This is a genomic window from Colwellia sp. 20A7, assembly GCF_009832865.1.
Taxonomy (GTDB): domain Bacteria; phylum Pseudomonadota; class Gammaproteobacteria; order Enterobacterales; family Alteromonadaceae; genus Colwellia.
Window position 1 is genome coordinate 4,529,567 of record NZ_CP047130.1, and the last position, 26,131, is coordinate 4,555,697.

The following is a 26,131-nucleotide window of genomic DNA, read 5'->3' on the forward strand; positions in this document are numbered from 1 at the left end:
TATTGATGATGTAGATCAATAAAAGCGTAATAAACTAGAATTTCGCCATTGTATCAAGGTTATTAAATAGTGACTAGTCTGTGGTAACGCTATTTTGAGGTAGTTGCATAAAAATGCGTTTGAGTGGTTTGATTGTTATTTATAGATCAATTTAATAAAAATACCACAATAACGCGTTGAGGTATAAAGCCAAGGTTTCCTCCTTGCTCATAGAAAAGAGGAATTTAATCATGTTAAGTAATTAATCTTTTAAAAATGTGTATTCATCGCAACTAAGTATCTTTTTAATCATTGTTACTTGATAACATGGTAAGACTGTTTAACAACAAGGAACAAAAATGAAAATCTTTTCCCCTCTAACGCTTTTAGCTATGGTCAGTTTTTCTGGCTTTGCTAGCCAACCAGAGTCCACACTGCAACTTGAAAATGTCTTTGATCTTGAATATGCCAATCAACTTGAAATGACTAACAACGGTAAAACCGTTTATTTTGTCCGTAACCGTATGGATATTAAAAGTGACCGTAAAGTCAGTAATATCTGGTCAGTAGATAGTGATTCGACATTATTACAGCCGTTAACATCTGGCGTTCATATGGATTATTCGCCAGTACTTTCACCTGATGAATCTCGCTTAGCATTTATTTCAACACGAGACGGTAGTAGCCAAATTTATATCAAATGGCTAAAAACTGGCGCTGTAGCCAAAATAAGTAACTTAATCGAAAGCCCTAGCAGCTTGCACTGGTCACCAAACGGTAAACAATTAATATTTAGTAAATTTGTACCTGCTAAAGTTGCTTCGCCTGTTAACTTACCTGGTAAACCTGAAGGTGCAGATTGGGCCGATCCAGCCAAATATATCGATGAAGTGTATTACCGTGCTGATGGCGGAGGCTATACTAAACCAGGCTTTAGCCACTTATTTAGTATTGATGCAAATGGCGGTAATGCTAGTCAACTAACATCAGGTAACTTTAATCACGGTGGTGCTATTAGCTTTGCTGAAGATGGCAATAGTCTTTATTTCTCATCAAATCGTTACGATGAATATAAACTTAAGCCAACAAATTCTGAAATATACACGTTGGATTTAACAAGCTTAACCATTACAGCTGTAACAGATAGAGTTGGCCCAGATAGCCAACCGAGAGTATCTCCTAATGGTCGCTACCTTGCCTATACAGGTTATGACGACAAGCGAACTAACTATGAAAATACTCAACTTTATATTCGTGATTTAAAGTCAGGTAAAACAACAAGTTTAACTACTGATTTTGACCGTAGTGTTGGGCAAATTAAATGGGCTGACGATTCCAAGGGTGTTTACTTTAGCTACGCCAGCGAAGGACAAACAGTACTTGCTTATCAACCACGTAATGGCAAACGCAAAGTGCTAACTGAGCGAATTGGCAGTGTTTCTTTTGGTCGTCCTTATTCAGGTGGTGATTTTGATGTAAGTGAAGATGGTGATGTGGCAATAACTTTTGCAGATACTCAACGCCCTGCTGATGTTGCTTTAGTTAAACGCGGTAAAACCCAACGTTTAACGCATTTAAATGATGATGCGTTAGGCAATAAACAATTAGCAAAAGTCGAAGAAATTTGGCTTAAATCAAGTCATGACAGCCTGCCTATTCAAGGTTGGGTTGCGTATCCACCAGGGTTTGATAGCAAGAAAAAGTACCCGCTTATATTAGAGATTCATGGTGGACCGGTTGCTAATTATGGCCCGCACTTTAGTGCCGAAGTACAATTATTTGCAGCGAAAGGTAATGTTGTTTTATATATGAACCCACGTGGTAGTGATTCTTATGGTAAAGAATTTGCCCAAACCATTCATCATAATTACCCAAGTAACGATTTTGATGACTTAATGACGGGTGTTGATGCTTTAATTGCCAAAGGGTTTATTGATGAGTCTAATTTGTTTGTTACTGGCGGCTCTGGTGGCGGCGTATTAACAGCATGGATTGTTGGTCATACAGACCGTTTTGCTGCTGCAGTAGTTGCCAAACCTGTTATCAATTGGATAAGCTTTGTCTTAACGGCTGATTTTTATCCTTTCTTTGCTGATTATTGGTTCCCTGGTAAACCATGGGATCACATTGAACATTATATGAAACGCTCACCTATTAGCTATGTAGGCAATGTTAAAACTCCAACAATGCTATTGACTGGTGAAGCTGATTACCGCACCCCTATTTCAGAAACAGAGCAATTTTATCAAGCATTAAAATTACAAGACGTTGATACTGCCATGGTACGCATTCCTGATGCTTCACATGGCATAACAAAACGACCGTCTAACTTAATGGCAAAAGTGGCTTATATTCAATGGTGGTTTGATAAACACAGCAATAAATAGCACTAATGATTTTGACAAGGGAATAACCATTCTCTTCAATCAATAATGCCTTGCCGACATGGATGTCGGTACTTAAGTTATGTTTGGAACGTATAACTTGTGCCTCTAAACCTTTTAACTCTCGTTGAGTGAGAAGAAACTTATTGGAATTGGTATAAGCCCCCTTATACAGTGTTGTGAAAGGGGGTCTTATAAAAAGATATTAACTATTTATTTTTCAAGTGGTTAACAAAATAATTAATCATTAACTAAGCAGTTAACGCGCCAATTTTTCTTTTAAGTTTAGGTAGGGCAAAAGCTAAAAAGCTTTTCATTTTTTGCGGCATATACTTTTTAGATTTATGTATTAAATGTACTGGCACAGTCTCAGGTTCAAATTCCGGTAGGATAATACTCAGTTCGCCGGTATCTACCGCGTCTTTAACTTGATAATGCAATTGTTGTGTTATCCCTACGCCATTTATCGCAGCGGTAACCGCAGATTCACTATCTGTAACGGTGAGTCTAGATGAAATGTTTATATTAATATTCATTTGAGCATCAGGAAGGTAATAGCGCCAATGTGGAGGAGTATTTTCTGTGTTTAGTAAGATACATGCAAAGTTAGATAAATCGTAAGGCGATGATAATTGACTATATTGCTCTAAAACTTGCTGATTTGCGCAGGTAACAATTCGAATCTTTCCCACTTGCGTTGCGATCATTGAGCTGTCAGGTAAAACCCCAATTCTAACGGCCATATCAACTTCATTTTCAAACAAGTTCATATTTCCATCTGATAAAATGAGTTGCACATTTATATTTGAATATAAAGACAGAAATTCAGTAACAATAGGCAATACATACTTTTTTCCAAACATAACCGGCGCAGTAATAACCAACTCACCTCTTGGCTCCAAATATTCACCTTTGACTTCACGCTCGGCTTCTTCAACCTGTTCAATAATCCTTTTACAGGCTCGAATATAGTCAGTGCCAGCAATAGTTAATGACAACTTTCGAGTTGTTCTATGTAGCACTCGCACACCAAGTTGATTTTCAAGTTCAGATACTTTCCGACTTAATGTAGGTAACGGCACATTCAATGCTTTGCTTGCAGCAGAGAAGCTACCAAGCTCGACTACCTTAATTAACATTGTCATTGCTTGTAATCTATCCATCATTATCTCATTTATTGAAAATATCATTGTCAAATTTACAGTATTATCTTTTAAATAACAAAGTGTCATAGTGGATCTATTAAAAATCAACCAAAAATCTTATAAACGGTTTACATATGATGAATTCACAAATTGCGATTGCCTATGACCATGTCGGAATTAGAGTAAGCAACAGACAACAATCTATTAAGTTTTATGAATCGCTAGGATTCAAAGAGACTTATCGTATTCCAGAGGCTGAAGCCAATGAAATGATGACCTCGGCTGGCGTTAGAATTAACCTTATTTTTAATGGCGCAACCACAAAAGATCGAAAAAATGTGCTGCTTGATGAGGCAATTAAACAACCAGGGATTACACATCCGGCATTCGTTATTAATGACATAAATCAGTTTGAAAGCTGGCTATTAAAAGAAGGAATAGAAATCACTGAGGGGCCTAAAAAATTGGGTCCGAGAAGAATGACTTTATTTATCCGTGATCCAGACGGCAATGTACTGGAATTTAACCAACTACTATCTGAGGAAAAAAACAATGAAATTATATGACTTAGAACTATCAGGCAATTGTTATAAAGTAAGATTATTTGCATCACTTATTAATGCTCCATTAGATACTGTACCTGTTGATTATCTTCAAGGAGAACATAAAGGAGAAACGTTACTTAAACTAAACCCGTGGGGTGAAATTCCAATTCTAGAAGACGGTAACGTCGTATTAAGAGATGGCCAAGCTATATTAGTATATTTAGCGAATAAATATGGTGGTGAAGCATGGTGGCCTAGCGAAGCGCATTTACAAGCTGATGTTATGCAGTGGTTATCGGTTGCAGCTAACGAAATACAACATGGGCCAAATACCTCTCGATTAATTGAAAAGTTTGGTGTTGAAAGCGACCTTGCTTTGTCGTTAGCACGTTCAACTCAGATATTAACGTTAATCAACAACCATCTTGCTGACAAAGATTGGTTAGCGGTAAATCGTCCAACAATTGCAGACTGTGCCGTTTATCCTTATATTTCAATTGCACACGAAGGTGGTGTTTCAGTTGATGAATATACTCATATTCAAGCATGGATGAAGCGTTTAGAGCAATTACCTGGTTATATATCGATGCCTGGTAATTAGCACAATAGGTGACAGGTTCAGTGTGAATTTTTGAAAGTATTAGGAAGGAATATTGAATTTCATAAATAAGCTTAAGCTATTCTACTTTATCAGAATAGCTTAAGCTGTATGATACTTTATTGTTCACTTACAGGTTAAAATCACCCTAAATTCAACTTATTCAACCGTAACCGATTTTGCTAAATTTCTTGGCTGATCAACATCTGTACCTTTAATAATAGCAACATAATATGAAAGTAATTGCAGTGGTAAGGTGTAAACAATCGGTGCAATTATGTCATCACAATGCGGTACGTTAATAACCTTCATAGTGTCGTCACTGGCAAAATGTGCATCTATATCAGCAAATACATACATTAAACCACCACGAGCACGTACTTCTTCTACGTTTGATTTTAATTTTTCAATTAAATCATTTCTCGGTGCAACAACAATAACTGGCATTTCAGCATCAATAAGGGCTAGCGGGCCATGCTTAAGTTCACCAGCGGCATAAGCTTCTGCATGAATATAAGAAATCTCTTTGAGTTTAAGTGCACCTTCCATCGCAATTGGGTATTGATCACCACGACCTAAGAATAATGCATGTTGTTTGTCTGCAAAATCTTCCGCAAGATCTTCAATTGAAGGCGCTAATGCCAATACTTCTTCAAGTTTGTTAGGTAAGGTTAATAGCGATTTAGCAATGCTTTCTTGTTGTGCTACCGGCATACCGTGATGTTTACCTATCGCCAGCGTCATCATTAACAAACCAACAAGCTGAGTTGTAAATGCTTTCGTTGAAGCTACACCTATTTCAGCGCCCGCTTTTGTCATAAATGATAAATCTGATTCTCGAACTAACGATGAACCCGGTACGTTACAAATACTTAAACTTGATGTGTAGCCAATTTCTTTTGCTAAACGTAAAGCCGCTAATGTATCAGCTGTTTCACCTGATTGTGACAAGGTTACAATCATTGAGTTTTTAGGCACAAATGATTTACGGTATCTAAACTCACTCGCGATTTCGATATTACAAGAAATACCCGCAAGCTCTTCTAACCAATAACGTGCAACCATACCTGAATGGTAACTAGTACCGCAGGCAATTATTTGTACGTGTTCAACATTTTTAAAAATGTCGTCAGCGCCATTACCAAAGGTTTCTATATTAAGTTCAGTTCCTAATAAACGCCCTTCTAGCGTGTTTCTAATAGCTGAAGGTTGTTCATAAGTTTCTTTAAGCATGTAGTGACGGTATTCACCTTTATCACCACTATCATGGTTTACCGAAGCTTCTTTTGCTTCTCGCTCGATTGGGTCGCCATTAGCATCAAATATATTAACGTTAACACGAGTAACTTCAGCAACATCACCTTCTTCTAAAAAGGCAAATTTTCGAGTAACGGGTAATAAGGCCATCATATCTGAAGCAATGAAGTTTTCGCCTAAGCCATAGCCTATAACTAATGGACTTCCTGAACGCGCAACAATAATACGATCTTTATCTGTACTATCCATTACAACAGTACCGTAGGCACCTTCAAGTTGCTGAACAGCTTTTTGTACTGCTGCTAATAACGTGTCACTCGTTTTTAGTTCATGATGAACTAAATGGCCAATAACTTCGGTATCAGTTTGAGAAACAAACTCATATCCTAAACCTTGAAGCTGTTTACGTAATGCTTCATGATTTTCAATAATACCATTATGAACAACCGCGATATTGCCGCTAGAAAGATGAGGGTGAGCATTTACTTCGCTTGGAGAACCATGTGTTGCCCAACGAGTATGAGCAATACCTGTACCGCCAGATAACGGTGTTTCCTGTAATGCTTGATCTAATTCCTGTACTTTACCTAAACGCTTAACACTGGTTAATTTGTTATGCTGATCTATTGTTGCAATTCCTGCTGAATCATAACCTCTGTACTCTAAACGTTTTAGTCCTTCGACCAAAATATCAGCTACGTCACGTTGTGCTACTGCACCGACTATGCCACACATAGTTTATATCCTTTATTTTTAATTAGCTGACTTGGCGCATATTATGTTTACGCCTTGAGCTATTAGCTGCAATCTTACTGATTCAGATAAATCATCATCAGTGATGAGGGTGTGTATTTGTTGCCATCCTAATTCTAAGTTAGGTATTTTTTTTGCTATTTTATATGATTCAATCATAACAATAACTTCACGCGAAACTTCTGCCATGACACGACTTAAGCCGGTTAACTCATTAAAAGTTGTTGTTCCGCGATCAATATCGATACCATCGGCACCAATAAATAGCTGATCAAAGTCATAAGAGCGAAGCACTTGCTCTGCAACTTGTCCTTGAAAAGCTTCTGAATTGGCGTCCCAGGTACCGCCGGTCATCAATAAGGTAGGCTCATTTTCTAAGGCATGAATTTCGTTAGCTATGCTAAGTGCATTAGTCATTACAACTAAACCTTGTTTGCTTTGAAGTTCACTTACTAAAGCCGAAGTAGTTTGGCCACTATCAATAATAATTCGATTATGATCTCGAACGAGTGTTGCTGCATATTTAGCTATTGCTTTCTTTTGTAGAGAAAGCTTTTCACTTTTTGATTCAGTAATCTCTCTAGGTAAAGCTATGGCTCCACCATAACGCCTTAATAACAAACCACTATTTTCTAGTGAAGCTAAATCTTTTCTAATAGAAACTTCTGAAATATCAAACTGCTTAGCCAAACTATCAACGCTCACTTCTCCGTTGATATTAAGTTCGGTAATAATGCTATGACGACGCTGTTGAGTATTTCTTTTAGACATAATGTATTAGATAAATTACCAGTTAACTTTCACTTTGAACGCTATTATCTTTCATTTCGAAACCTTTTGCAATTTATCCCCTAAAAAATAGACAACATATTATTTACATGACACGCACTAAAAAACAAATGTTTTTTATAAATAATGAAGTGATGATCGGGTGATTAAATTAGCAGATAGTAATTATTTTAGAAGAGACAAGGTAGTAAATTATGCTTAAAAAAGTTTTCTGCATCCAAAATACATACATAACCGTTTAATAGAGTATGCTTATTCATAAGTTTTAAATGGCTGGAGTTACAATGGAACATGAAGAGCACTTAAATTGGCTAATATTTGTTACCAACAAACTCTATTATTCGACGATAAGAAATTAATTAGCCAATAGGTAATCATACTCTGGTGTTTTTACGAATTTATCTGCCGCCTGTTGTAAGCGTTGAGCGATTGCCTTGTCCGTGCCTTTATTCAAAGCAATATAACTAACCCGCTGATTCTTCATAGTGATTTTTTTATAATGAATTCCTATGTTGGGCCTATTCATAGCCTGTAGTTGCGCTCTTGCATTATTCGGATCGGTGTAAATCAAATCAACTCGACCATTGGCTAATAAGCTAATCATTTGTTCACGTGAAGAAACAATGTATAAATTCTTTTTATCAGAAAAACCCGCAGCAACAAGCTCCTTGTGCTCAGCTGAATTTAAAATAACAGCAATAAGCTTTTCTTTTGCTTGCTCTATCGTATCAACATAGTTTTCTGTCTTACTTTCTAATGAAATAAAGACACGTGCTGGACGGCTCACTTTAATTATCCAATAAAAACTATCTTCCCGCTCAGGTGTTCTGATCATACTTAAAATTAACGTATTGGGATTTTTTTTAGCGATTGAAAATGCACGAGCCCAAGGCATAAACGCAACACTAGCCGTAAGCTGTGCTTCAGCTAATATTGCGTTAAGAATGTCAATAGTCGGACCTTTGTTTTTGTCTTTTTCCGGGTATTGAAGTAAAGGGTGAGCATTAGCAACAACCTTCAACTCAACCGATATATCGTCTTTTGCAATAGAGTATAAAGGTTGAATAAAAAGTAAATAAGATAACCATATTAGAATTTTTCGTGACATAAAACACGTTACTCAATTATTATATAAATATCGTTAGTTACATAAAATACTAACGATAAACTATTTTTTTACCGGTCGTGGCCAATTTTGTATATTACGTTGTCTAGAACGGGCAACCGCTAAGTCATTATTATCAACTTCTTTCGCAATAACAGACCCTGCACCTACGGTGGCAGTTTCGCCAATAATAACAGGCGCAACTAAAGAGCTATTTGAGCCAATGAAGGCATTATCCTTAATAATTGTTTGTGCTTTATTAACACCATCATAATTACAAGTAATAGTACCAGCGCCTATGTTCACTTTTTTCCCAATAAGTGTATCGCCAAGATAGGTTAAATGTCCGGCTTTACTGCCTTCGCCCAACGTAGTTTTCTTCATTTCAACAAAGTTACCCACATGTGAGTCTTTGTGCATCACTGTGCCAGGGCGAATTCTAGCAAAAGGACCTACTGAACAACTTTCACCAATAACCGCATCTTCAATAATAGTATTAGGTTTAATTTCAACATTATCATTAACGGTACAATTTTTAAGAATACAATTTGCACCAACTTTTACACCATTGGCTAAGACAACTTTACCTTCAAAGATACAATTAATATCGATACTTACTTCACTACCAACGGTTAAAGATCCGCGAATATCAATACGAGCAGGATCGCGCAAACTTGCTCCTTCAATCATCAATGCTTCCGCTAAACGTGCTTGGTAAGCGCGCTCTAAAGTCGCTAATTGCACTCTATTATTTGCACCTTCCACTTCAACTTCAGTCTCAGGGTGAGCAGTCGCAATCAATTTACCTTCATTATGAGCTGCCGCTATGATATCTGTTAGGTAATATTCACCTTGTGCATTCTCGTTAGAAAGACCACTTAACCAGCGCTTTAAGTCTCCACCATTAGCTAACAAAATACCGGTATTCGCTTCTTTAATCGTAAGTTGCTCTGGCGATGCATCTTTTTGTTCTACAATCCCTACCACTTGATCGTCAACACGGACGATGCGGCCATAACCAGAGGGGTTAGTTAAGTGCACAGTTAAAAGCGCCATGCCATTACTAGGTTTAGCTTTTAGTAAGTTTTCTAAAGTAGAAACCTTGGTTAATGGTACATCACCATATAAAACCAATACATCTTCATCGTCAGTCAAAAATGGCGACGCTTGATCAACCGCATGACCTGTACCTAACTGTTCGGTTTGCTCAACAAAAGTTAAATCCTTACCTGAATCATCACCTGTTAATGTAGCTTTAAGCACATCGCCACCGAAACCATAAACAACATAAATGTTTTCAGCGCCTAAGTAGCGTGCGCTATCAATAACATGTGAAACCATTGGTTTATCAGCAACAACATGAAGTACTTTAGGTAAAGAAGAGCGCATACGAGTACCTTTACCCGCGGCAAGAATAACGACAGAGAGAGACATGATAAATCCATTCAAATAAATATATTGTGTATGCTTATTATTGTACCTACCTTTGCACTCGCTTTGCTATTAATTTTATTTATTGTGCTCTATTAAAAATAAAATAAGTGCTCGCCCCTGCACAGCTTGTGTGCGACTTTTCTTTTTCTCGCCCTCTATTTAAGCATCATAGCAAGATAAATAATAACGCACGAAAACATTAACAATATAAAACAATAGGTTACTCTTTATTTGTAGCTTGGTATATTTTTTGCGATACCTCTATCAATATTGAATATAGAGTGATGAACAAGATATGAATGTAAGAGTTAAATTAACGAAGATAAGAGATAAACCTGTAGGCCATGCTGTTCTGCTTGCCCCTTAAGGAATGACGATGAACACATTAAATAATTATAAATACTTCATGGTTGATGTATTTACTGAGCAACCTTTTCACGGTGTACCTTTACCTGTTTTTTCTGACGCCAGTGGTTTGTCCGATAGACAAATGCAACAAATTTCAACTGAACTAAATGCGAGTTGTACCATTTTTTTACAAAGGGCCGATAAAAATAATCGCCGAGATATTAGAGTTTTTTCAAAAGAATGTGAATTACCTTGCAGCGTTCATGCGATTCAAGCAGCAAGTTATGTTTTAGCGAGCACTGTTATCCCGTTAATAAACAACCATAACCTTATTTCTTTTTCATCAACAATGAAGGGGCATGAAAAAATTATAAACAGTCATGTTTCTAAAAATGATGATGGTGAAATAGGTATTATCCAACAAACTTATGATACGCATGCTGCTATAGATTATTACACACCTACAACTGAAGAGTTGGCGGCAATGCTGTCCCTTAACCCTGCTGATATAGGCTTCGATAACTATCGCCCGTTAATTGTTTCCTGCGGTATCCCTTATTTGATTGTTCCGATTATGTCTTACACGGCAATACGTGAAGCTAAATTCAATGAAGCTGCTTGGAGTAATTCTTCAGCACCGAGTTCGTTAGCACAGGAAATACTGCTTTTCGCTAATAATACCGATGATAATTCTGCCGACTTTCATGCTCGTTTGTTAGGACCTACTTTTGCTCATAATGAAGATCCACCTATTGGTAGTGTAATTCCCGCTTTTGCTAGCCACATTTGTGATCACCCTCATATACAAAAAGGTACACATGTTTTCGGTATTCAAAGGGGTGACAATAATGGCCGTCAAAGTCACTTTTTCATTGAGATGGATAATCAACAAAGTAAAGATTTAACCATACGTGTTGGTGGTTATGCTGTATTGGTGGGAGAAGGACAAATCAGAGTTTACTAAGACATTCATTTTATAATCGATAAAATAACCTACCCATTCCATTTCACTCTCTGGATTTCACATGTGAAGCGGAATGGTTTTTTACGATTGCAATTCAAAAAACCTAGTGCTATAACCAATAACTTTTCTAAAATTAACAGACTACATTAATCAACATGAAATATATTATTGGCGCTTATGCTACCGCTCCTTCGGGCAATGCTTGGGATAAAAATAAAGAATCAGATTACTATCAACAATTAAAGGATATTGAATCTATTCAAGGTTTGGAGCATCCATTTACCGGCGAATTACATACCCATGATGATGATTGGTTTCTAGAGAACATTGACCCACAATGGCAATTTGTATTTACGTCTATTCCTGGTGTTATGGGCAACCTTGGTAAAAACCCTCATTTTGGCATTGCCTCAAATAACGAAGAAGGTAGGTTAGCCGCTATCGCGTTTTATCAACAAGCCCTGCAAGCGATAGTAAAATTAAATACTCACTTGAACAGGCAAGCAGTACCTTTCATTAAAATTCATACTGCGCCAAGAATCACGGCTGAGGCTAAATCATCTGTCGCGGCTTTACAAAAATCCTTTGAAACCATGCAATCTTGGGATTGGCAAGGCGCAAAACTGGTGATTGAACATTGTGATGCGTATGTTGAAGGTCAAGCAGCGCAAAAAGGCTTTATGTCGCTAGAAGATGAAATAACCGCTATTCAAAACGTTAACAGTAAACATGATGCCGACATTGGTATTAGCATTAATTGGGGACGCTCTGCGATTGAAACACGTAGCGTTGAAGGCCCAATACAACATATAAAACAAGCTTATGACTGTGGTTTATTAAAAGGTATTATTTTTTCAGGCGCATCAGGTGTTGAAGGACCTTACGGTCAATGGCGTGATACCCATATGCCGCATGCCCAAGCGCTTGATGTACCAAGTTTTGCAGAAGGTTCTTCTTTAACGCTTAATGAAATAGAACGATCTCTTGCACAATGCCAGTATGAAAAACTTGGTTTTCTTGGCGGAAAAATAGCAATACGCCCGAATGATATAAGTGTCAACGAACGTGTTTCTTATATAAAAAGTTTACTTTCGTTACTTGATAAAGTGACCAGTAAATAAGTTTTTACCCACGAGCAGTAATGGGGAATAACTCAAAACGTGTTAAGTAAATTAACACGTTTCTATTAAACGAATCTTACCAATCAAGCCCTTTTTGCGCCTTTACGCCAGCCTTAAAAGCATGTTTGATCGGTTGTACTTCTGACACGGTATCAGCCAACTCAATTAAACGACGATGGCAAGCCCGACCAGTAATAATGACGTGTTGCATTTTAGGGCGGTTATTTAACGCTTCAATAATTTCATCTAACTCAATATAACCATACTTCACCATGTAGGTCATTTCATCAAGTAAAACAATGCTAAGAGTTTCGTCGCTCAGCATTTCTTTGCTTATTTGCCAAGCCACTTTCGCTGCGGCTATATCAGTTTCTGTGCTTTGTGTTTCCCATGTAAACCCGGTACCCATTACATGATGTTGAACAGGAAATTGTTTTAGAATGTTCATTTCACCACATTCCCACTTACTGCCTTTAATAAATTGCACCACACCGGCTTTTTGACCATGACCAATAGCGCGCAATACCGTACCAAAACCTGAGGTACTCTTACCTTTGCCATTACCTGTGATTACCACGAAAACACCACGTTCTTCGGTCGCTTTAGCGACACGTTCGTCGACTTTGGCTTTAATTTTTTTTTGGCGTTCAATGTGTTTTTGTTCTTTGTCGTTATTAATGATGTCTGTCATTAGTTTCCTCTTTTACTATTTTTCAATTCGCATCGTTATTTTAAGATGATTAATCATTACTTATTAGTATTAGCTTTCCAGTTTCTGGATCTTTATATACTTGTCCCATCGACTGGTAACCGGCTTGGCTTTGTAACTTATTTTTTAATGCTTCAGGGGTGGATGTCAGTTCTTTACCGACAGAGTCAACGGGTTGAACTTTCTCAACATTTTCTTGTTGATTCACGTCAAAGTGTTGTGCAATCTCAGGACTTAAAGCCACCAGTGCGGCAATTAGCCCACAAGAAAAAACCAGCATAATATCAATCAAGTTGGCTAAGGGGCCTAAAGGCTCTTGTTCTTGACTGTCAAATTGGCTACTGCGCCATGAATTACTCATACGTTCAGCTCATCGTCTAACTGTTGCATGGCATTGTCATACCAACGTCTACGCATACGTCCTAAAACGAAACCCATAACACCGGCAAGTAAACCGATAATGGTGGTATCAAACGCTACTGTCATCGCAGTAGTTAAAATACTAATATCACCCGTTCCTAATGCAGATAACCCTGGCCCTAACGGAATTAATGTCCCCATTAAGCCCAACATAGGGGCAATACGGGTAATAAAGTCAGCGCGCTCTATCCGTTTTTTGCCTTGTTTAATTAGCTCTGTTCTTTGCTTGGCCGCCATCAGCGCAGGAATCACTGAAAAACGTTCGCCAATGGCTAAACCAAATTCGTACACGGCTAATGCGGTGAAAAATAATAAGCCCCACACTACCGGTTGCAATAACCATGACGTGATTAAATGCATTAACTCTAACGAAAAACCATACAACATATTAAGACTCTACTTTCGGTAATTGACGACGAGAACGCAGATAACCAGTAAGCACTAACAGTAATAGCACAGCGATCACACCCAACAATAAATAGCGCTGCTCAGATGATTGTTCGGTATTTGCTTCATCTGAAGCTTTATCAGCTGCTGAGCTTGAACTAGCTTTAGCGTCATCTGTATTTTTTACTTTTAATTCAGTACTAATTTCTTGAATATGTTGAACCCCAGAAGCAGCATCACCTACTGGCGTATGATTAGCCGCAGCTAATACCTCAGCTAATTGACGATTAACCTCTGCTGACAACATCGGTTTAATAAAGTCATAAATAGGGTGGTTTGCGTGCGTGTGACCGCTACCTGGAATACCATTTTCTATAATGTTTTTAGCAAATTTTTCGGCCAGTGCTTGTTGCGTTGATTGATCCGCTTGCCAAAAACCTTTTTCAATCGCCACTAACATCACTGCTAAGATATTACTTTGCACATGCACGTTATGTGCTTGTTGTAAGAATTCATCTAAACCAATGTCTAAACTATCATCAATATAGATCGCTTTTAAATCTTCCCATACCCACGAACGAATAATTTCTGGACTTGTTGCTTGCCAACCCCAAAGGTTCTCAATAAATTCACTGCCCATAGTTCGTGCGCCAGCGTAACCTTGTTTCATTAAGGGCTGGATCCATTGTCGATTAAGAAAGCGTCCGCGCAGCTCTGACAACAAAGCTGTTTGCAGTGGCTCTATTGACATATTTTTACTGTTTGCATGCGAGATAACAAAACTGTTTGGTTGTTTACCTGCAATCGTTTCAATGGCTAAATTTAAGCCGCCAAGATAATCATAAGCATCGTTATTATCAATTAAGCCATAAAGGTTACTTGCGCGCCCTAAATACGTATTATTAACATGAGCTAATTGTTCGCGAAATAAGGATTGAACATTACTGCCCATTTCAACATTCTCATTAGGCACACCATAAGCATGGCTCATACGTTTAATATAAGCGTCGCCTAATTCTTTTCGCTCTTGCCAAGCACCTGAACGTTCAGCTAAACGGTTAATACCTGCGCCATAAGCGCCGGGCGCCGTTCCAAAAATACGATAACTGGCTTGACGACCTAACAACTCAGGGCTTATATCGCTATTTGAACGTAATAAGGCTTGCGCTTCACGTAGCCAATTACTGGCAACCATATTACTGGTTAACGGTTCATCAAAGGCATGCTTTTCATTTTCAATAATATGGTCAACAGGCTTTAACGCGGCGTGCAAAGCCATGATAAGCGCAGGGTGATCGCGTTCAATAGTATTTTTACTTGCTGCTAGCGCCAATAAAACCGATCGATCTAGCCATGCTAATTGCTGAGCATATAAATCGCGGAACAATCCTGAGGTTGTAAAAACAATATCTCTACGTTGAGTACGCTCTTTATCAAGCGGTATCAAGGTTAAAGACTTTAATATGCCTCGACGATTCCATACTGGTTTTACCCCAAGCATGTCCATACCAAAGGCAATCATAGCGCCTTCGTCACGAACAGCATCAGACGCCCATAAAATAACGGCCTCTTTATGGGTTTTATCGACAATAGGATTTTCAGATCGCGCTTTACTTGCTAACTGTTGACCGGTAGCAAAACCCAGTTGTGATGGAATTAAGCTACCATCTAAGGCATAAAAGTTACGACCTGTTGGCAGCGCATCAGGTGTTCTTATCGGGTCATTGCCTTTACCTGGCGCAACAAAACCGCCATTTAAGGCGTTTAAAAAGGCTGACATTTCACTTTTTGGTGATTTAATCAGGTTTTCTCTAATTTGATTACGCTGAGTATCATTAAAATCTAACTCGCCTTTTTCAATAGATGTCATCATGGTTTCAATGGCATTTTCTTGCCAATCTTTGCCATAAATGTGTAAGCCTAATGGCATAAAATCTTCTTGTAACTTAGTTAGGTAATGCCCGACTTCATGCAATAAAAAGTCATCATCAACCTCGCCAAAACCAATACCACGTACTTGTAGTTCTTCATCCATACTTGCCACAAGTTCGTCAGTTAAATTTAAGACCTTAATTTTATGACGCAGGGCTTTAATGGCTTTTTTCTTGGTGTCGATATTCGATGCCGCTTCGGCACTTTCAATTAACTGTCGCAATTGTAATAGACCATCGTACAGCTCTGTGGTTGCTAAAGGCGGAGTTAAGTGATCTAACATCACCGCAACACCTCGACGCTTGGCTTGAATACCCTCACCTACGCCATCTACAATATAAGGATAAACACTGGGAATGTTGGCAATGATTAATGACGGATAATCACTTGCCGATAAACCTACCGCTCGTTTAGGCAAAAACTCATACGTAGAATGTCGACCTAAATGCACAATAGCATTCGCCTTAAACACATCACGTAAGTGATAGTAAAATGCTAAATATTGGTGTGGCGGTGGAAATGTCATATTGGCATGCAATAACTCTTCATTAAGCTCCCAACCTCTTGGTGGTTGTGGGCCTAAAAAGATATTACCAAACTGCACACCGGGTAACAAAATCTCATCATTCCAAACCATGGTTTTACCCGGCACACTACCCCAGCCACGTATGCCTTCAATTTGCATATTAAGCAACGCATTTTTAAGTTCTTCGGCTTGGTTAAATTGTTTTGCCAACACAGTGTTGTTTTCAAGTTTCAGCGAAATAATACGCTTATATTCTTGTGTAAGCTGCGCCAATAAGTTTAACGCACGGTCACGACCTTTATGTCTTATGCCGTCTAATGCGTGATGTAGATCAATTGAGGTACTTTCTACATTGTTGAGTAATGCCGTTAACACTGAACCTTGCTCAATGATGGGGAGCTGCGCTAGTTGCTGTGCGCCTTGTTGAAAAAGGTAAAATTCAATTCTGGCATGTAAATAACCCAGTGGCCCATCAACCATTTCAGCTTTAACAATATCAGGTAAGGTATCAAAGTAAGTTTGATACTCTCTGGCCGACATTTTATTGATTAACGGTGCCATTTGGTTAAGCGCGCCAGCGTCTTGCGGTAAATTTACCGCTTTTAATTGTAAAAGATCTAACAGTTCATCAGCAGACTTAGGAAAGTCAGCCTCTGGACCAAGATCATAACCTTGCGCTTTTAATGTTTGTAATATGTGCCATAACGATTGTTGTACATCTAAGTTATCGGCACCAATATTATGACGACCGGGCGGGTGATTATAATAAACAATAGCGACTTTTTTAGCCGCGTTATCAAGTCTGCTTAAGGCTAACCAAGCATCAACTCGTGCCTGTAAACGTATAACTTCCTCTGTTAGCACTTCGCTCATTGAAATACTTGCACCCGTTGCTTTATCGAGTTTCTCACTTGACGCTAAGGCGAGAATATGAGGCTGAGAAACACCTTGTAACTCAGGCATGGCAACGCGGTAATGTACGGTATCGCTCGGTAACCCGGTGGGTGAAAGCTTATATTCAAGTGCGCTTAATTCGGTCATTCTTATCCCTTTAAATACAGGGATATTCAATTCATTAAATTTTTGAGTGACAGATTCGCGGCCTTCACCACCGCCAATAACAAAATCTTGCAATGCAATAAGTGCTAACGGTTGTGTTGATTTAATTTGACGAATAATGTCAATGGCTTGCTCGCTCGATTTACCCCAGCCAGCCAGTACTGATATACACTGCCACTGAGGTTGACATAATTGTTGATGTAACTGCCATTGCCCAGGTTGATCGCCCGTATCATGATCAACAATGAATACGATGGGTGCACTTTGATTTTCAGCGATTTTTTTGTTTAATTGCGTCTCGTTAATGAGCTGCTCTTGCCAATAGAAACGAATAGGTTGCAGAGGTAAAACACGCTTTGCCTGATCTATTAATGTTTTGCTACTTGGTGTTACGTTTGTAAGCGTATTTACTTTCAGCCACTTAAATAATTCTCCTAGGTTTTCTTTACCTTTATTTTGCCAATAAGCTCGCGCTTGTAGCCAAGCAGCAAACTGTGGCCACTGTGTTTGCTTTAGAGTAAGTGCTTGCAAGTAATTATCTTTATCAATTGAAGCCATTAAATCTTGTACTTGTTTACTGGCCAGCGCCGCAACATTACCACCTTGTGCATCGTTATGTAGCACCATTAAACGTCTATCGGTATTCAATACCCACCGCGTTTGCTTGTTTTCATAAGTTAATGCTAATAACCGCTCTACGGATTCACCAAATACGCCAGCAATAATTAACCCTTGATGTTGATTAATTAACTGCTGTATTTCTGTGTTTGTTAGTTGATTCAATTGACTAACACTGCGAATGCTAACACCAGTAGTGAACGCTTGATTTTCCAATGCTTGATTATCTAAAAACTGGTGAGCGCCCGCAACAATGGTTGCTGCGGATCGATCTGAAACAAACGCCAATAATTTAGTTTCTTTGGCATTTGACATAAAACTGCTAAGCAAGGCAATGAATAAGAAGCTAATAAGGCAATAATATTTCATAAAAAATCTCATAAAAAAAACGTTACTTACATAACGCTTTATCAATAGAACAAAGTGAACAATAAGGTGAATGCTAAATAGATGAACTAGGTAGCAATAATCGCCCTATAAATAACGGGTTTTATCAAAAATACGTAATGATAACGTTGGATTACTCGGTAAATACCAATGCATATATGACGCAAGAATATTGTTATGTTGATAAACAAACTCACCTGCTCGTTCACTGGGGTGATGCGTTGTTTGATAACTAGGTACTAATTCAACATCAGCACTGGAGTAATGAAAGCTATGACCTCGCATTCTATTGTTAATCGATATATCTTCAGAAACGTTGCTTTTATCTTGCGCAAAAGAGGGTAAATCAACCCATTGAGAGCCTATTGCAGCAAGCTTTTTCTGCATTACCGCTTTGCCTGGTACAAGCCCAAGCATAGAGAACTCTTGCCCTGACATATCCGTTAGTTGATCAAGCAAATACAACATCCCCCCACATTCAGCAACAATAGGTTTATTACTTGCGGCAAAGTCTCTTACATCACTAATAAAAGATATATTATTCATTAGCTGTTCAGCATAAAGCTCTGGATAGCCACCCGGAATATATAAAATATCGCCTTCAGGCAAGTGAGCATCCGCAATGGCTGAACAATAAACCAGCTCGGCTCCAGCTTGTTCTAAAAATGAAATGTTGGCCGCATAAATAAAACTAAAAGCATTATCTTTTATAATAATAATGCGTGTGCCTGCGAGCGCCTGTTTAGTTATAACGTCTTTATCACTCTGGCTTGCAACGCTAAAGAACTCTACTTCGGCTGGTAAATCAGCTAAGCCGGTATTGCCGATATGGCTTGCCGCTTTATCTAACTGAGCATCAATATCACTGAGCTCTTGTGCGAGCACTAAACCTAAGTGACGCGCTGGCAGGGTAATAACATCATCTTTAGGGATACGGCCAAAAAATCGAAACTCTTCTGGTAAACAGGTGCTTATCAGCTCAACATGACGATCGGTATTAACGCGATTGGCAATAACGCCGGCAAAAGGGAGATTTTTTCTAAATGTTGCCAAACCGTAAGTAACAGCCGCGAATGTTTGTGCCATTGCTTTCGCGTCAATCACGCCAAGTACTGGTATATTAAAATATTCGGCTAAGTCGGCACTACTCGGTGTGCCATCAAACAGTCCCATAACGCCTTCAATTAAAATAAGATCAGATTCCATCGCAGCACGATGCAATAGCGCTTGGCAGCCTTCCTCACCTACTAACCATAGATCTAATTGATACACCAATTCACCACTGGCTTGTCGTAAAATCATTGGATCAATAAAATCAGGGCCTACTTTAAACACCGTTACCTTACGACCTTGATCTCTATGGTAACGGGCAATAGCCGCTGTAACCGTGGTTTTACCTGAGCCAGAATGAGGTGCAGCAACAATCAATGCTGGGCACATAACGCCACTGCCTGCTTTATGCTCTACCTGCTTTTGAAAAGGAAGTGTTTTATTGTCTACTGCCATGAGATGCTTCTTTTATATTAATTACGGTTAGTGGTTATTATTACGAGTAATAGCATTAGTATTTATCGCTTTATCGGTAAAGAAGTGACTGATTGTAAAATCAATTACGATAGCCGAGATAACATAGAAGATAGGATTAGAAATCGATTTAAAATAATATTTCTCAACACGAGTTGCGTATTCTACCCATGATAAATTAGGGAAATTACCTGAGAATGCATAATAACTACCATTTGAGATAAAGAAAGCAACCGAGCTAGCAATAAATAGGCTTAACGCAACTTTAATAACATTATTTTGCCAAGCACTCGTTTGCCAATTAGGTTTAGTATAAAAACCGGCAGTAAACATAACAGCATAACTAAACACTAATGCTGGATAAGAGGTCGTGATGCAATCACCAAATTGTCCTCGATAATAAGAGGAAGCAAGATCGATAGTGACCGACAGAATATAGAAAACCCAGAACATTTTAATGTTACGTAAATACATTCCTGCTAAGAAGAAGATAGCAATTGAGGCACTAGGCAAATGATTAAAACTAGAAAAATGATGTGTTCGTGTAGCAAGCATTAACAATACTAATACTGAAAATACGGCAATAAGTATATTCAAAGGGGCTTTTTGATCAGTTGATTTCATAACGTTCTCATTAAATAAATAGTTATTTAACGGTGTAGGAAATCAAAGGCAGTAGATGATAAAAAGACTATTTAACTCTGTAAGCGTAATCGATTTAGCCTATTTTCATAGATAATCGGCACGAATGAGAGGTAATCAAGACTTCACGCTGCCATTTAGGAAATGTTAACTAAATTCAGCACATATACTTATCTCTGAATCACCGCCCACCGCAGTTGTCGAGTATGCCTATTTATAGTAGAAAACATCTATAAAACGCTATAAACACTTAATAAATGAAAATAAATAGGGTTGATTAGGCCGGTCTCCGGACTTCTGATCATTGCATTTGCAACACCTTCCCATACAGCACTAACGTAATATTCTACTTAGCGACTCAATACAGTGGTTTTGTTGCTGCTCACAGTTACCGTTGCGGGGGCAGTACTGGTATTTCACCAGTTTCACGTTTCACCTTCATGGCATTATTGTGTGATAAATCACCAGAGACGATAAATCAATCGAATAATGTTTGAAGACACCTAAATCTGCGCAAATAATACGTGATGGCCTCAAGTTATTCAACAACTAACACAGCTAAATGGCAAGCAGTGCTACCCACATTTACAGTTGAGAATATTTGCATTGAACCTGAGCATTGATTTAGTTACGCTACGCGCCCTTTAAAATTATGATAAAACGTTAAGGTCTGTTGACCTTTCGCGGTTAAATTTTGTTATTTAGTATTAAAAATCAATGAACACACACTTATATTTAGCCCGCCATGGTCAAACACAATGGAATGCAGTGCATCGCTATCAAGGTCAATTAGATAGCGAATTAACACCGTTGGGTAAAGCGCAATCGAAACAGCTTGCACAATTGGTTGCTAATAAAAAAATAGACACTATTATTTCGTCTTCTCTTGGGCGCGCGATGAGCACCGCCATGATTTGCCAACAGAAGTTGAACGTTCCTGTTATTAACTTAGAAGCGATTACCGAGCGAAATTTAGGCCGCTGGCAAGGGCAATATGTCAATGATATTAAAACTGAAAAACATTTTGACGAAATATTACATCAATATACGGCATTGCAACCCACCGATGGCGAAAGTGCGATAGATTGCGGAACACGTATTGATAATGCCCTGCAACGATTAGCAAAAAAACATATCAATAAAAACTTATTAGTGATCTTTCATGGTGAAGCGTTACGTTGTTTTTTAGCAAAGCTAGGTCAACAGTCAACGCGCAATGCTTATGAATTATTCGACAATGGCTCTACCTTTCATTTAACGTATAATCATGACAATAAAAACTTTCAATGTGAAACGTTAACAACGAAGTAAATTAACCATGTTGTGGATAGAAAATATAATCGGCCAAGCCATGTTATTAGCGCCTTATTTCGCTACAACTCTTACAATTTTATTGGCTTTACTGCTTGATAAAACATTAGGCGAAGCTAAACATTATCATTACCTTGTGGGCTTTGGTTGGCTTGCAGACAAAATAGAATTGGCGCTTAATGCAAACTCCTCTCCTGATAAGTTAAAAAATTATTTTCAAAGTATGGCTCAGGCTAATCAGCAACAATCTACTCTAAGAATTAAACTATTAGGCACCTTTGCTTGGTGCTTACTTGTACTACCTCTGCCGACCTTTTATTTTTTGTTTATGAATGATTTAGTCTGGTATTGGCAGATATTACTCGATGCCTGTGTACTTTATTTAGCGATTGGCCTCAATAGCTTACATCAGCATGCTATGCAGATTTACCTCCCATTAAAAGCAGGTAAAATAGAGCAAGCACGACATTTTACCGGTTATATTGTGAGTAGAGAAACTAGCGCACTTTCACCACAAGCAATGTCGAGGGCAACGGTTGAGTCTATGCTCGAAAATGGCCATGATTCGGTTATCGCCTCTATGGTTTATTATATTATCGGCGGCGCGCCATTGGTTATTTTACATCGCTTCGCTAACACGCTCGATGCTATGTGGGGCTACAAAAATACTCGTTTCAATGACTTTGGTTATGCCAGCGCCAAGCTTGATGACTTATTAGGTTTTTTTTCAGGAAAGGTTTGTACGCTACTGTATGCAATACAAGGTAATATTAAACAATCGGTTATCAATGCTTATCAGCAAGGTAATCAATATAAAAGCCACAATGGTGGTTGGGTGATGGCGGCTGGCGCTACCGTGATGAAAATAACACTCGGCGGCAATGCCTTGTATCATGGTAAAACCGTTACTTCACCAACCTTAGGTTTAGGAAGATCGGTCAGCATAGACGACATGCCACGCAGTATCACATTAGTAAAACGGGCTGCGATCCTGTTAGTTTTTTTTGTGCTTATCTTGCAATTGAGCTGTTATTTTAGTTACCACGATAGCTAACGCTATATTTAAATTTATTACTTTTAGGGAAAACTTTTGGCTCTTATTCACGGTGGACAATTACAGCGAGTGGCGAAACAATTTAACATTGCCCCTGAAAACTGGTTAGATTTATCTACCGGTATAGCCCCACTTAGCTATCCTATTCCATCAATACCTGAACAGTTGTACCAAGTATTACCTCAACCCAATAGTGCGTTAGAAACTGCCGCCAAAGGTTATTACAACACTAACAGCTTACTAATCACTAACGGTAGCCAAGCGATAATAAAGCTCTTACCGACGTTATGGCATGAAGAAAATAAACATTCAACAACGGTTTATTTACCTGAGCAAGGCTATAAAGAACATGCCTTAGCGTGGCAAACAGCCGGTTTTATAGTGTGTTGGTATCAAGACACTTTACCTGAAATTACCGAGATTAAAGAAAATTCGGTGTTGGTGGTGATTAATCCAAATAATCCAACCGGACAGCTCTATCAAAAAGCAACGTTGCTCAGCTATCAACAAAAATTAGCGCAAAGTAATGGTTTATTCGTTATTGATGAAGCCTTTATTGACGTAATTGAGCCGGCGCAATCAATGGCTAATATAAGCATTAGCAACAGCGACAAAAACACCTTGATATTACGCTCATTTGGCAAGTTTTTTGGTTTAGCTGGAATTCGTATTGGTTTTTTAATCGGTAACGACGATTGGTTAGCAAGGTTTAGTGATCACCTTGGTCCTTGGCAAGTTAATGGCCCGGCACAGTTTATTGCGCAAAAAGCCCTAGAAGATAAACACTGGCAAAGGCAGCAACAACAAACCCTAAAAACGTTAAGCAGCCAGTTACAGACATTACTCACTGAAAATTTACCCATGCAACAAATAACGACAATATCTGGCACTGCTCTATTTCAAACGGTTTATTTTAAAGCAGGTAGAGACGATACAAGCCTTGAGAATAAAAACATTGATGGCAAAAAAAGTGCTGAAAATTACTATATTGCGTTATGCAAACAAGGGGTTTATGTAAGACTGACGGATGATAAGTGTGCATTGCGGTTTGGTATACCAAAAGCAGAAGATTTTGAACGACTCGCTAACGCTTTAGCGAATATAAAAAATTAAATTGACTTTAAAAGGCAAAAAACTAAAACCTAAAAATTAAGAACTAAGAACGTAAAAAGGTAAATGACTGCTCTACCTTTTTACGTTATATATTTTTGTGTGATATCAACGAATCAATTAAAAAGTATAAGTACCTGTTAATTGAAAGTTAACACCGTCAGTCAGGTAATCTTCAGCAACCCTATATTCTTCGTCAAAAAGGTTATTGACTTTACCGACAATAGAAAAGTCCTCTGACACTTGGTAACCTACTGAAATATTAGTTAAAAGTTCTGATTGCAAGGTAACGGTGTTTTTATTATCTTCACTTCTACCTCTAAAATCAAAGACAATATTCGTAGTAAAATCACCAATTTGATAACCCAAAGTATAGGTTACGGTAACTTTTGGACGACGCAATAATGCTTTACCTGTTAACTTGTTTTCTGCTTCTACATAAGCCGCCGCGACTAAATGAGAAAGCTCTCCCGTTTGTAATGAAACCGTTAAATCAACACCTTTAGCGGTAGCAAGATCGACATTAGCTGGCTGCCAATCACCGTCAGCATTGGGTGCCCATGCAATTAGGTTTTCTATTTCAGTATCATAGAAACTTAACTCAACACTGCCATTATTAAATTGATTACGCACAAGTATTTCTGAGCTCTCTACTTTTTCAGGCTTTAACAATGGATTACCCGAACCAGGCCAATATAAGTCATTAAATGTTGGCGCTTTAAAGCCCGTACCTTTACTTAAACTTAATAACCAGTCGTCATTGAATTGATAACCTGCTGAAAGGTTGTAAGTAACTTCTTTGTCTAAGCCATCAATATCGTCTTGACGCACCGCGCCTTCAAATAAAAATTGACCTTCGTGATGACGAGCTTGAACAAATACAGCTGATGCTTTTCGCGCATTTACCTCATAGTCAGAGCTAGTATTTGAAACACGCTCTTTATACCAATCGAAACCACCTGTAAGGTTTGTTTTATCATTTAATTGATACTGGGCAAACAAACCAAATTGGTCTCGTTTCGTGGTGATTTCACTAACTACTTTTGGTGTAGTATTACTTTTGAATGAACCACCTTGGTCTTGCGACTTAGCAAATGAGGTTTCAATTGCAAGTTTATCCGCGTTATAAGCGCCACCTAGTTTAACTGAATAATTTTCATATTCATTTTCATCTGAGCCAGCCGATTTACTGTCGTAATCTGAACCGCCTTTTTCATAATGAGAAACTAAATCAAGGGTATATTCTTTGGATAATTTACTTTGACCATTAACACTAAAAGATTGACGATCATAACCATCATCATCTTCTTGGCCAGCATGTTCTGTTGCGTTAAAGCCATCACTTTCTTCTAAAGCGGCAGCAATAGTCAATGAATTATCTTCATCACCAAGACCGATAGCCGCTTCTGTTTTCCAGTAACCATTACTACCGATACCAGCAGTAACAAACCCTTCTTTGGAATTAAGCTTTTTAGTAAAAATTTGAATCACACCGCCAATAGCATCAGATCCCCAAAGCGCACCTCGAGGGCCTTTTACCACTTCAATACGTTCAATTAAAGCAACAGACATTGAAGAGAAACTCGTGCTACCTGTTGTTGCAGAGCCAATACGAACGCCATCAACTAATACCAGAGTATGATTACTATTAGTACCACGCATAAATACAGAAGAAGATTGACCTGCCCCGCCTAAATTAGCAACAGTAACCCCTGCCACGGTATTAAGTAGTTCAGTAACATTTTGCGGTTGGATCGCTTCAATTTCAGCGCGACCGATAACCACAGTTGCTGAAAGTGATAAAAACTGTTCTTGTTGAGTTCGATTTGCCGTAACAACAATGTTTTCTATGTCAGCACTTTTTTCAGTAACGGTATTAGCGACTGAACTTGATGCTGCAGAAAATAATACTGACGTTACAGCAATTTGAGTAAGTGTTTTCTTGAACTGTGCTTTCTTAAGCTGTGTTTTCTTAAACTGTATTTTCTTAAATAATGTTTTTGCTTTCATATTACCTCGCTCTATGACGC

Annotated in this window: 20 protein-coding genes and 1 riboswitch; of the genes, 8 read left to right on the forward strand and 12 right to left on the reverse strand. The window is 38.3% G+C overall.

Features of this window, described 5'->3' with window-relative positions; translation table 11 throughout:
• Positions 1–371 precede the first annotated feature (371 nt).
• Positions 372–2,366 (forward strand): S9 family peptidase, encoded by a 1,995-nt coding sequence (locus GQS55_RS19535; RefSeq protein ID WP_236559873.1) that lies wholly within the window; start codon positions 372–374, stop codon positions 2,364–2,366.
• A gap of 248 nt (positions 2,367–2,614) precedes the next feature.
• Here the strand turns inward: GQS55_RS19535 and GQS55_RS19540 are convergent, their stop codons facing one another.
• Entirely contained in the window at positions 2,615–3,526 is a 912-nt protein-coding gene (locus GQS55_RS19540; protein WP_159822350.1) for a LysR family transcriptional regulator, read from the reverse strand.
• A gap of 116 nt (positions 3,527–3,642) precedes the next feature.
• Between GQS55_RS19540 and GQS55_RS19545 the strand changes: the two genes are divergently transcribed.
• Positions 3,643–4,074, forward strand: a complete 432-nt coding sequence (locus GQS55_RS19545) for a VOC family protein (protein WP_159822352.1) — start codon at positions 3,643–3,645, stop codon at positions 4,072–4,074.
• Positions 4,061–4,654, forward strand: coding sequence for a glutathione S-transferase family protein (locus GQS55_RS19550; protein WP_159822354.1), 594 nt, complete (start codon positions 4,061–4,063; stop codon positions 4,652–4,654). Before GQS55_RS19545 ends, GQS55_RS19550 begins: the two co-directional genes overlap by 14 nt.
• 156 nt (positions 4,655–4,810) lie before the next feature.
• Here the strand turns inward: GQS55_RS19550 and glmS are convergent, their stop codons facing one another.
• From glmS to glmU, 4 genes are all read right to left on the reverse strand, one after another.
• On the reverse strand, positions 4,811–6,643 hold the full coding sequence (glmS, locus tag GQS55_RS19555) for a glutamine--fructose-6-phosphate transaminase (isomerizing) (protein WP_159822356.1): 1,833 nt from the start codon (positions 6,641–6,643) through the stop codon (positions 4,811–4,813).
• 18 nt (positions 6,644–6,661) lie between these two features.
• A complete protein-coding gene (locus GQS55_RS19560) occupies positions 6,662–7,432 on the reverse strand; it encodes a DeoR/GlpR family DNA-binding transcription regulator (RefSeq protein ID WP_159822358.1) in 771 nt (256 codons plus the stop codon).
• 373 nt (positions 7,433–7,805) lie between these two features.
• Entirely contained in the window at positions 7,806–8,558 is a 753-nt protein-coding gene (locus GQS55_RS19565; protein WP_159822360.1) for a substrate-binding periplasmic protein, read from the reverse strand.
• 60 nt (positions 8,559–8,618) lie between these two features.
• A complete protein-coding gene (gene glmU / locus GQS55_RS19570) occupies positions 8,619–9,989 on the reverse strand; it encodes a bifunctional UDP-N-acetylglucosamine diphosphorylase/glucosamine-1-phosphate N-acetyltransferase GlmU (RefSeq protein ID WP_159822362.1) in 1,371 nt (456 codons plus the stop codon).
• A gap of 376 nt (positions 9,990–10,365) precedes the next feature.
• Here glmU and GQS55_RS19575 point away from each other — a divergent pair, with 376 nt between their 5' ends.
• A complete protein-coding gene (locus tag GQS55_RS19575; RefSeq protein WP_159822364.1) occupies positions 10,366–11,301 on the forward strand; it encodes a PhzF family phenazine biosynthesis protein in 936 nt (311 codons plus the stop codon).
• Between the two features lie 155 nt (positions 11,302–11,456).
• A complete protein-coding gene (locus GQS55_RS19580) occupies positions 11,457–12,422 on the forward strand; it encodes a DUF4862 family protein (RefSeq protein WP_159822366.1) in 966 nt (321 codons plus the stop codon).
• A gap of 76 nt (positions 12,423–12,498) precedes the next feature.
• Here GQS55_RS19580 and cobO read toward each other — a convergent pair whose 3' ends face one another.
• From cobO to GQS55_RS19610, 6 genes are all read right to left on the reverse strand, one after another.
• On the reverse strand, positions 12,499–13,113 hold the full coding sequence (cobO, locus tag GQS55_RS19585) for a cob(I)yrinic acid a,c-diamide adenosyltransferase (protein WP_159822368.1): 615 nt from the start codon (positions 13,111–13,113) through the stop codon (positions 12,499–12,501).
• A gap of 49 nt (positions 13,114–13,162) precedes the next feature.
• Entirely contained in the window at positions 13,163–13,492 is a 330-nt protein-coding gene (locus GQS55_RS19590; protein ID WP_159822369.1) for a DUF2149 domain-containing protein, read from the reverse strand.
• Positions 13,489–13,938 (reverse strand): MotA/TolQ/ExbB proton channel family protein, encoded by a 450-nt coding sequence (locus tag GQS55_RS19595; protein ID WP_159822371.1) that lies wholly within the window; start codon positions 13,936–13,938, stop codon positions 13,489–13,491. The genes GQS55_RS19590 and GQS55_RS19595 overlap by 4 nt, the downstream gene beginning before the upstream one ends.
• A 1-nt stretch (position 13,939) precedes the next feature.
• Positions 13,940–18,388 (reverse strand): cobaltochelatase subunit CobN, encoded by a 4,449-nt coding sequence (locus GQS55_RS19600; protein WP_201294545.1) that lies wholly within the window; start codon positions 18,386–18,388, stop codon positions 13,940–13,942.
• Positions 18,389–18,547: 159 nt separating this feature from the next.
• Positions 18,548–19,966, reverse strand: a complete 1,419-nt coding sequence (locus tag GQS55_RS19605) for a cobyrinate a,c-diamide synthase (RefSeq protein WP_236559708.1) — start codon at positions 19,964–19,966, stop codon at positions 18,548–18,550.
• 27 nt (positions 19,967–19,993) lie between these two features.
• A complete protein-coding gene (locus GQS55_RS19610; protein WP_159822373.1) occupies positions 19,994–20,608 on the reverse strand; it encodes a hypothetical protein in 615 nt (204 codons plus the stop codon).
• A 281-nt stretch (positions 20,609–20,889) separates the two neighbouring features.
• Positions 20,890–21,108: riboswitch (cobalamin riboswitch) on the reverse strand.
• 235 nt (positions 21,109–21,343) lie between these two features.
• On the opposite strand from GQS55_RS19610, the gene GQS55_RS19615 reads away from it, so the two are divergent.
• The 3 genes from GQS55_RS19615 to cobD are packed head-to-tail and all read left to right on the forward strand — an operon-like array spanning position 21,344 to position 24,104.
• Complete coding sequence (locus GQS55_RS19615) at positions 21,344–21,937, forward strand: histidine phosphatase family protein (RefSeq protein WP_159822375.1); 594 nt, start codon at positions 21,344–21,346, stop codon at positions 21,935–21,937.
• Positions 21,938–21,944: 7 nt separating this feature from the next.
• Entirely contained in the window at positions 21,945–22,991 is a 1,047-nt protein-coding gene (locus GQS55_RS19620; protein ID WP_159822377.1) for a cobalamin biosynthesis protein CobD/CbiB, read from the forward strand.
• 36 nt (positions 22,992–23,027) lie between these two features.
• Positions 23,028–24,104: a threonine-phosphate decarboxylase CobD gene (cobD, locus tag GQS55_RS19625; protein WP_159822379.1), complete on the forward strand. Its 1,077-nt coding sequence runs from the start codon at positions 23,028–23,030 to the stop codon at positions 24,102–24,104.
• A gap of 117 nt (positions 24,105–24,221) precedes the next feature.
• On the opposite strand, the gene GQS55_RS19630 is transcribed toward cobD, so the two are convergent.
• On the reverse strand, positions 24,222–26,111 hold the full coding sequence (locus tag GQS55_RS19630) for a TonB-dependent receptor domain-containing protein (RefSeq protein ID WP_159822381.1): 1,890 nt from the start codon (positions 26,109–26,111) through the stop codon (positions 24,222–24,224).
• Positions 26,112–26,131: the final 20 nt, after the last annotated feature.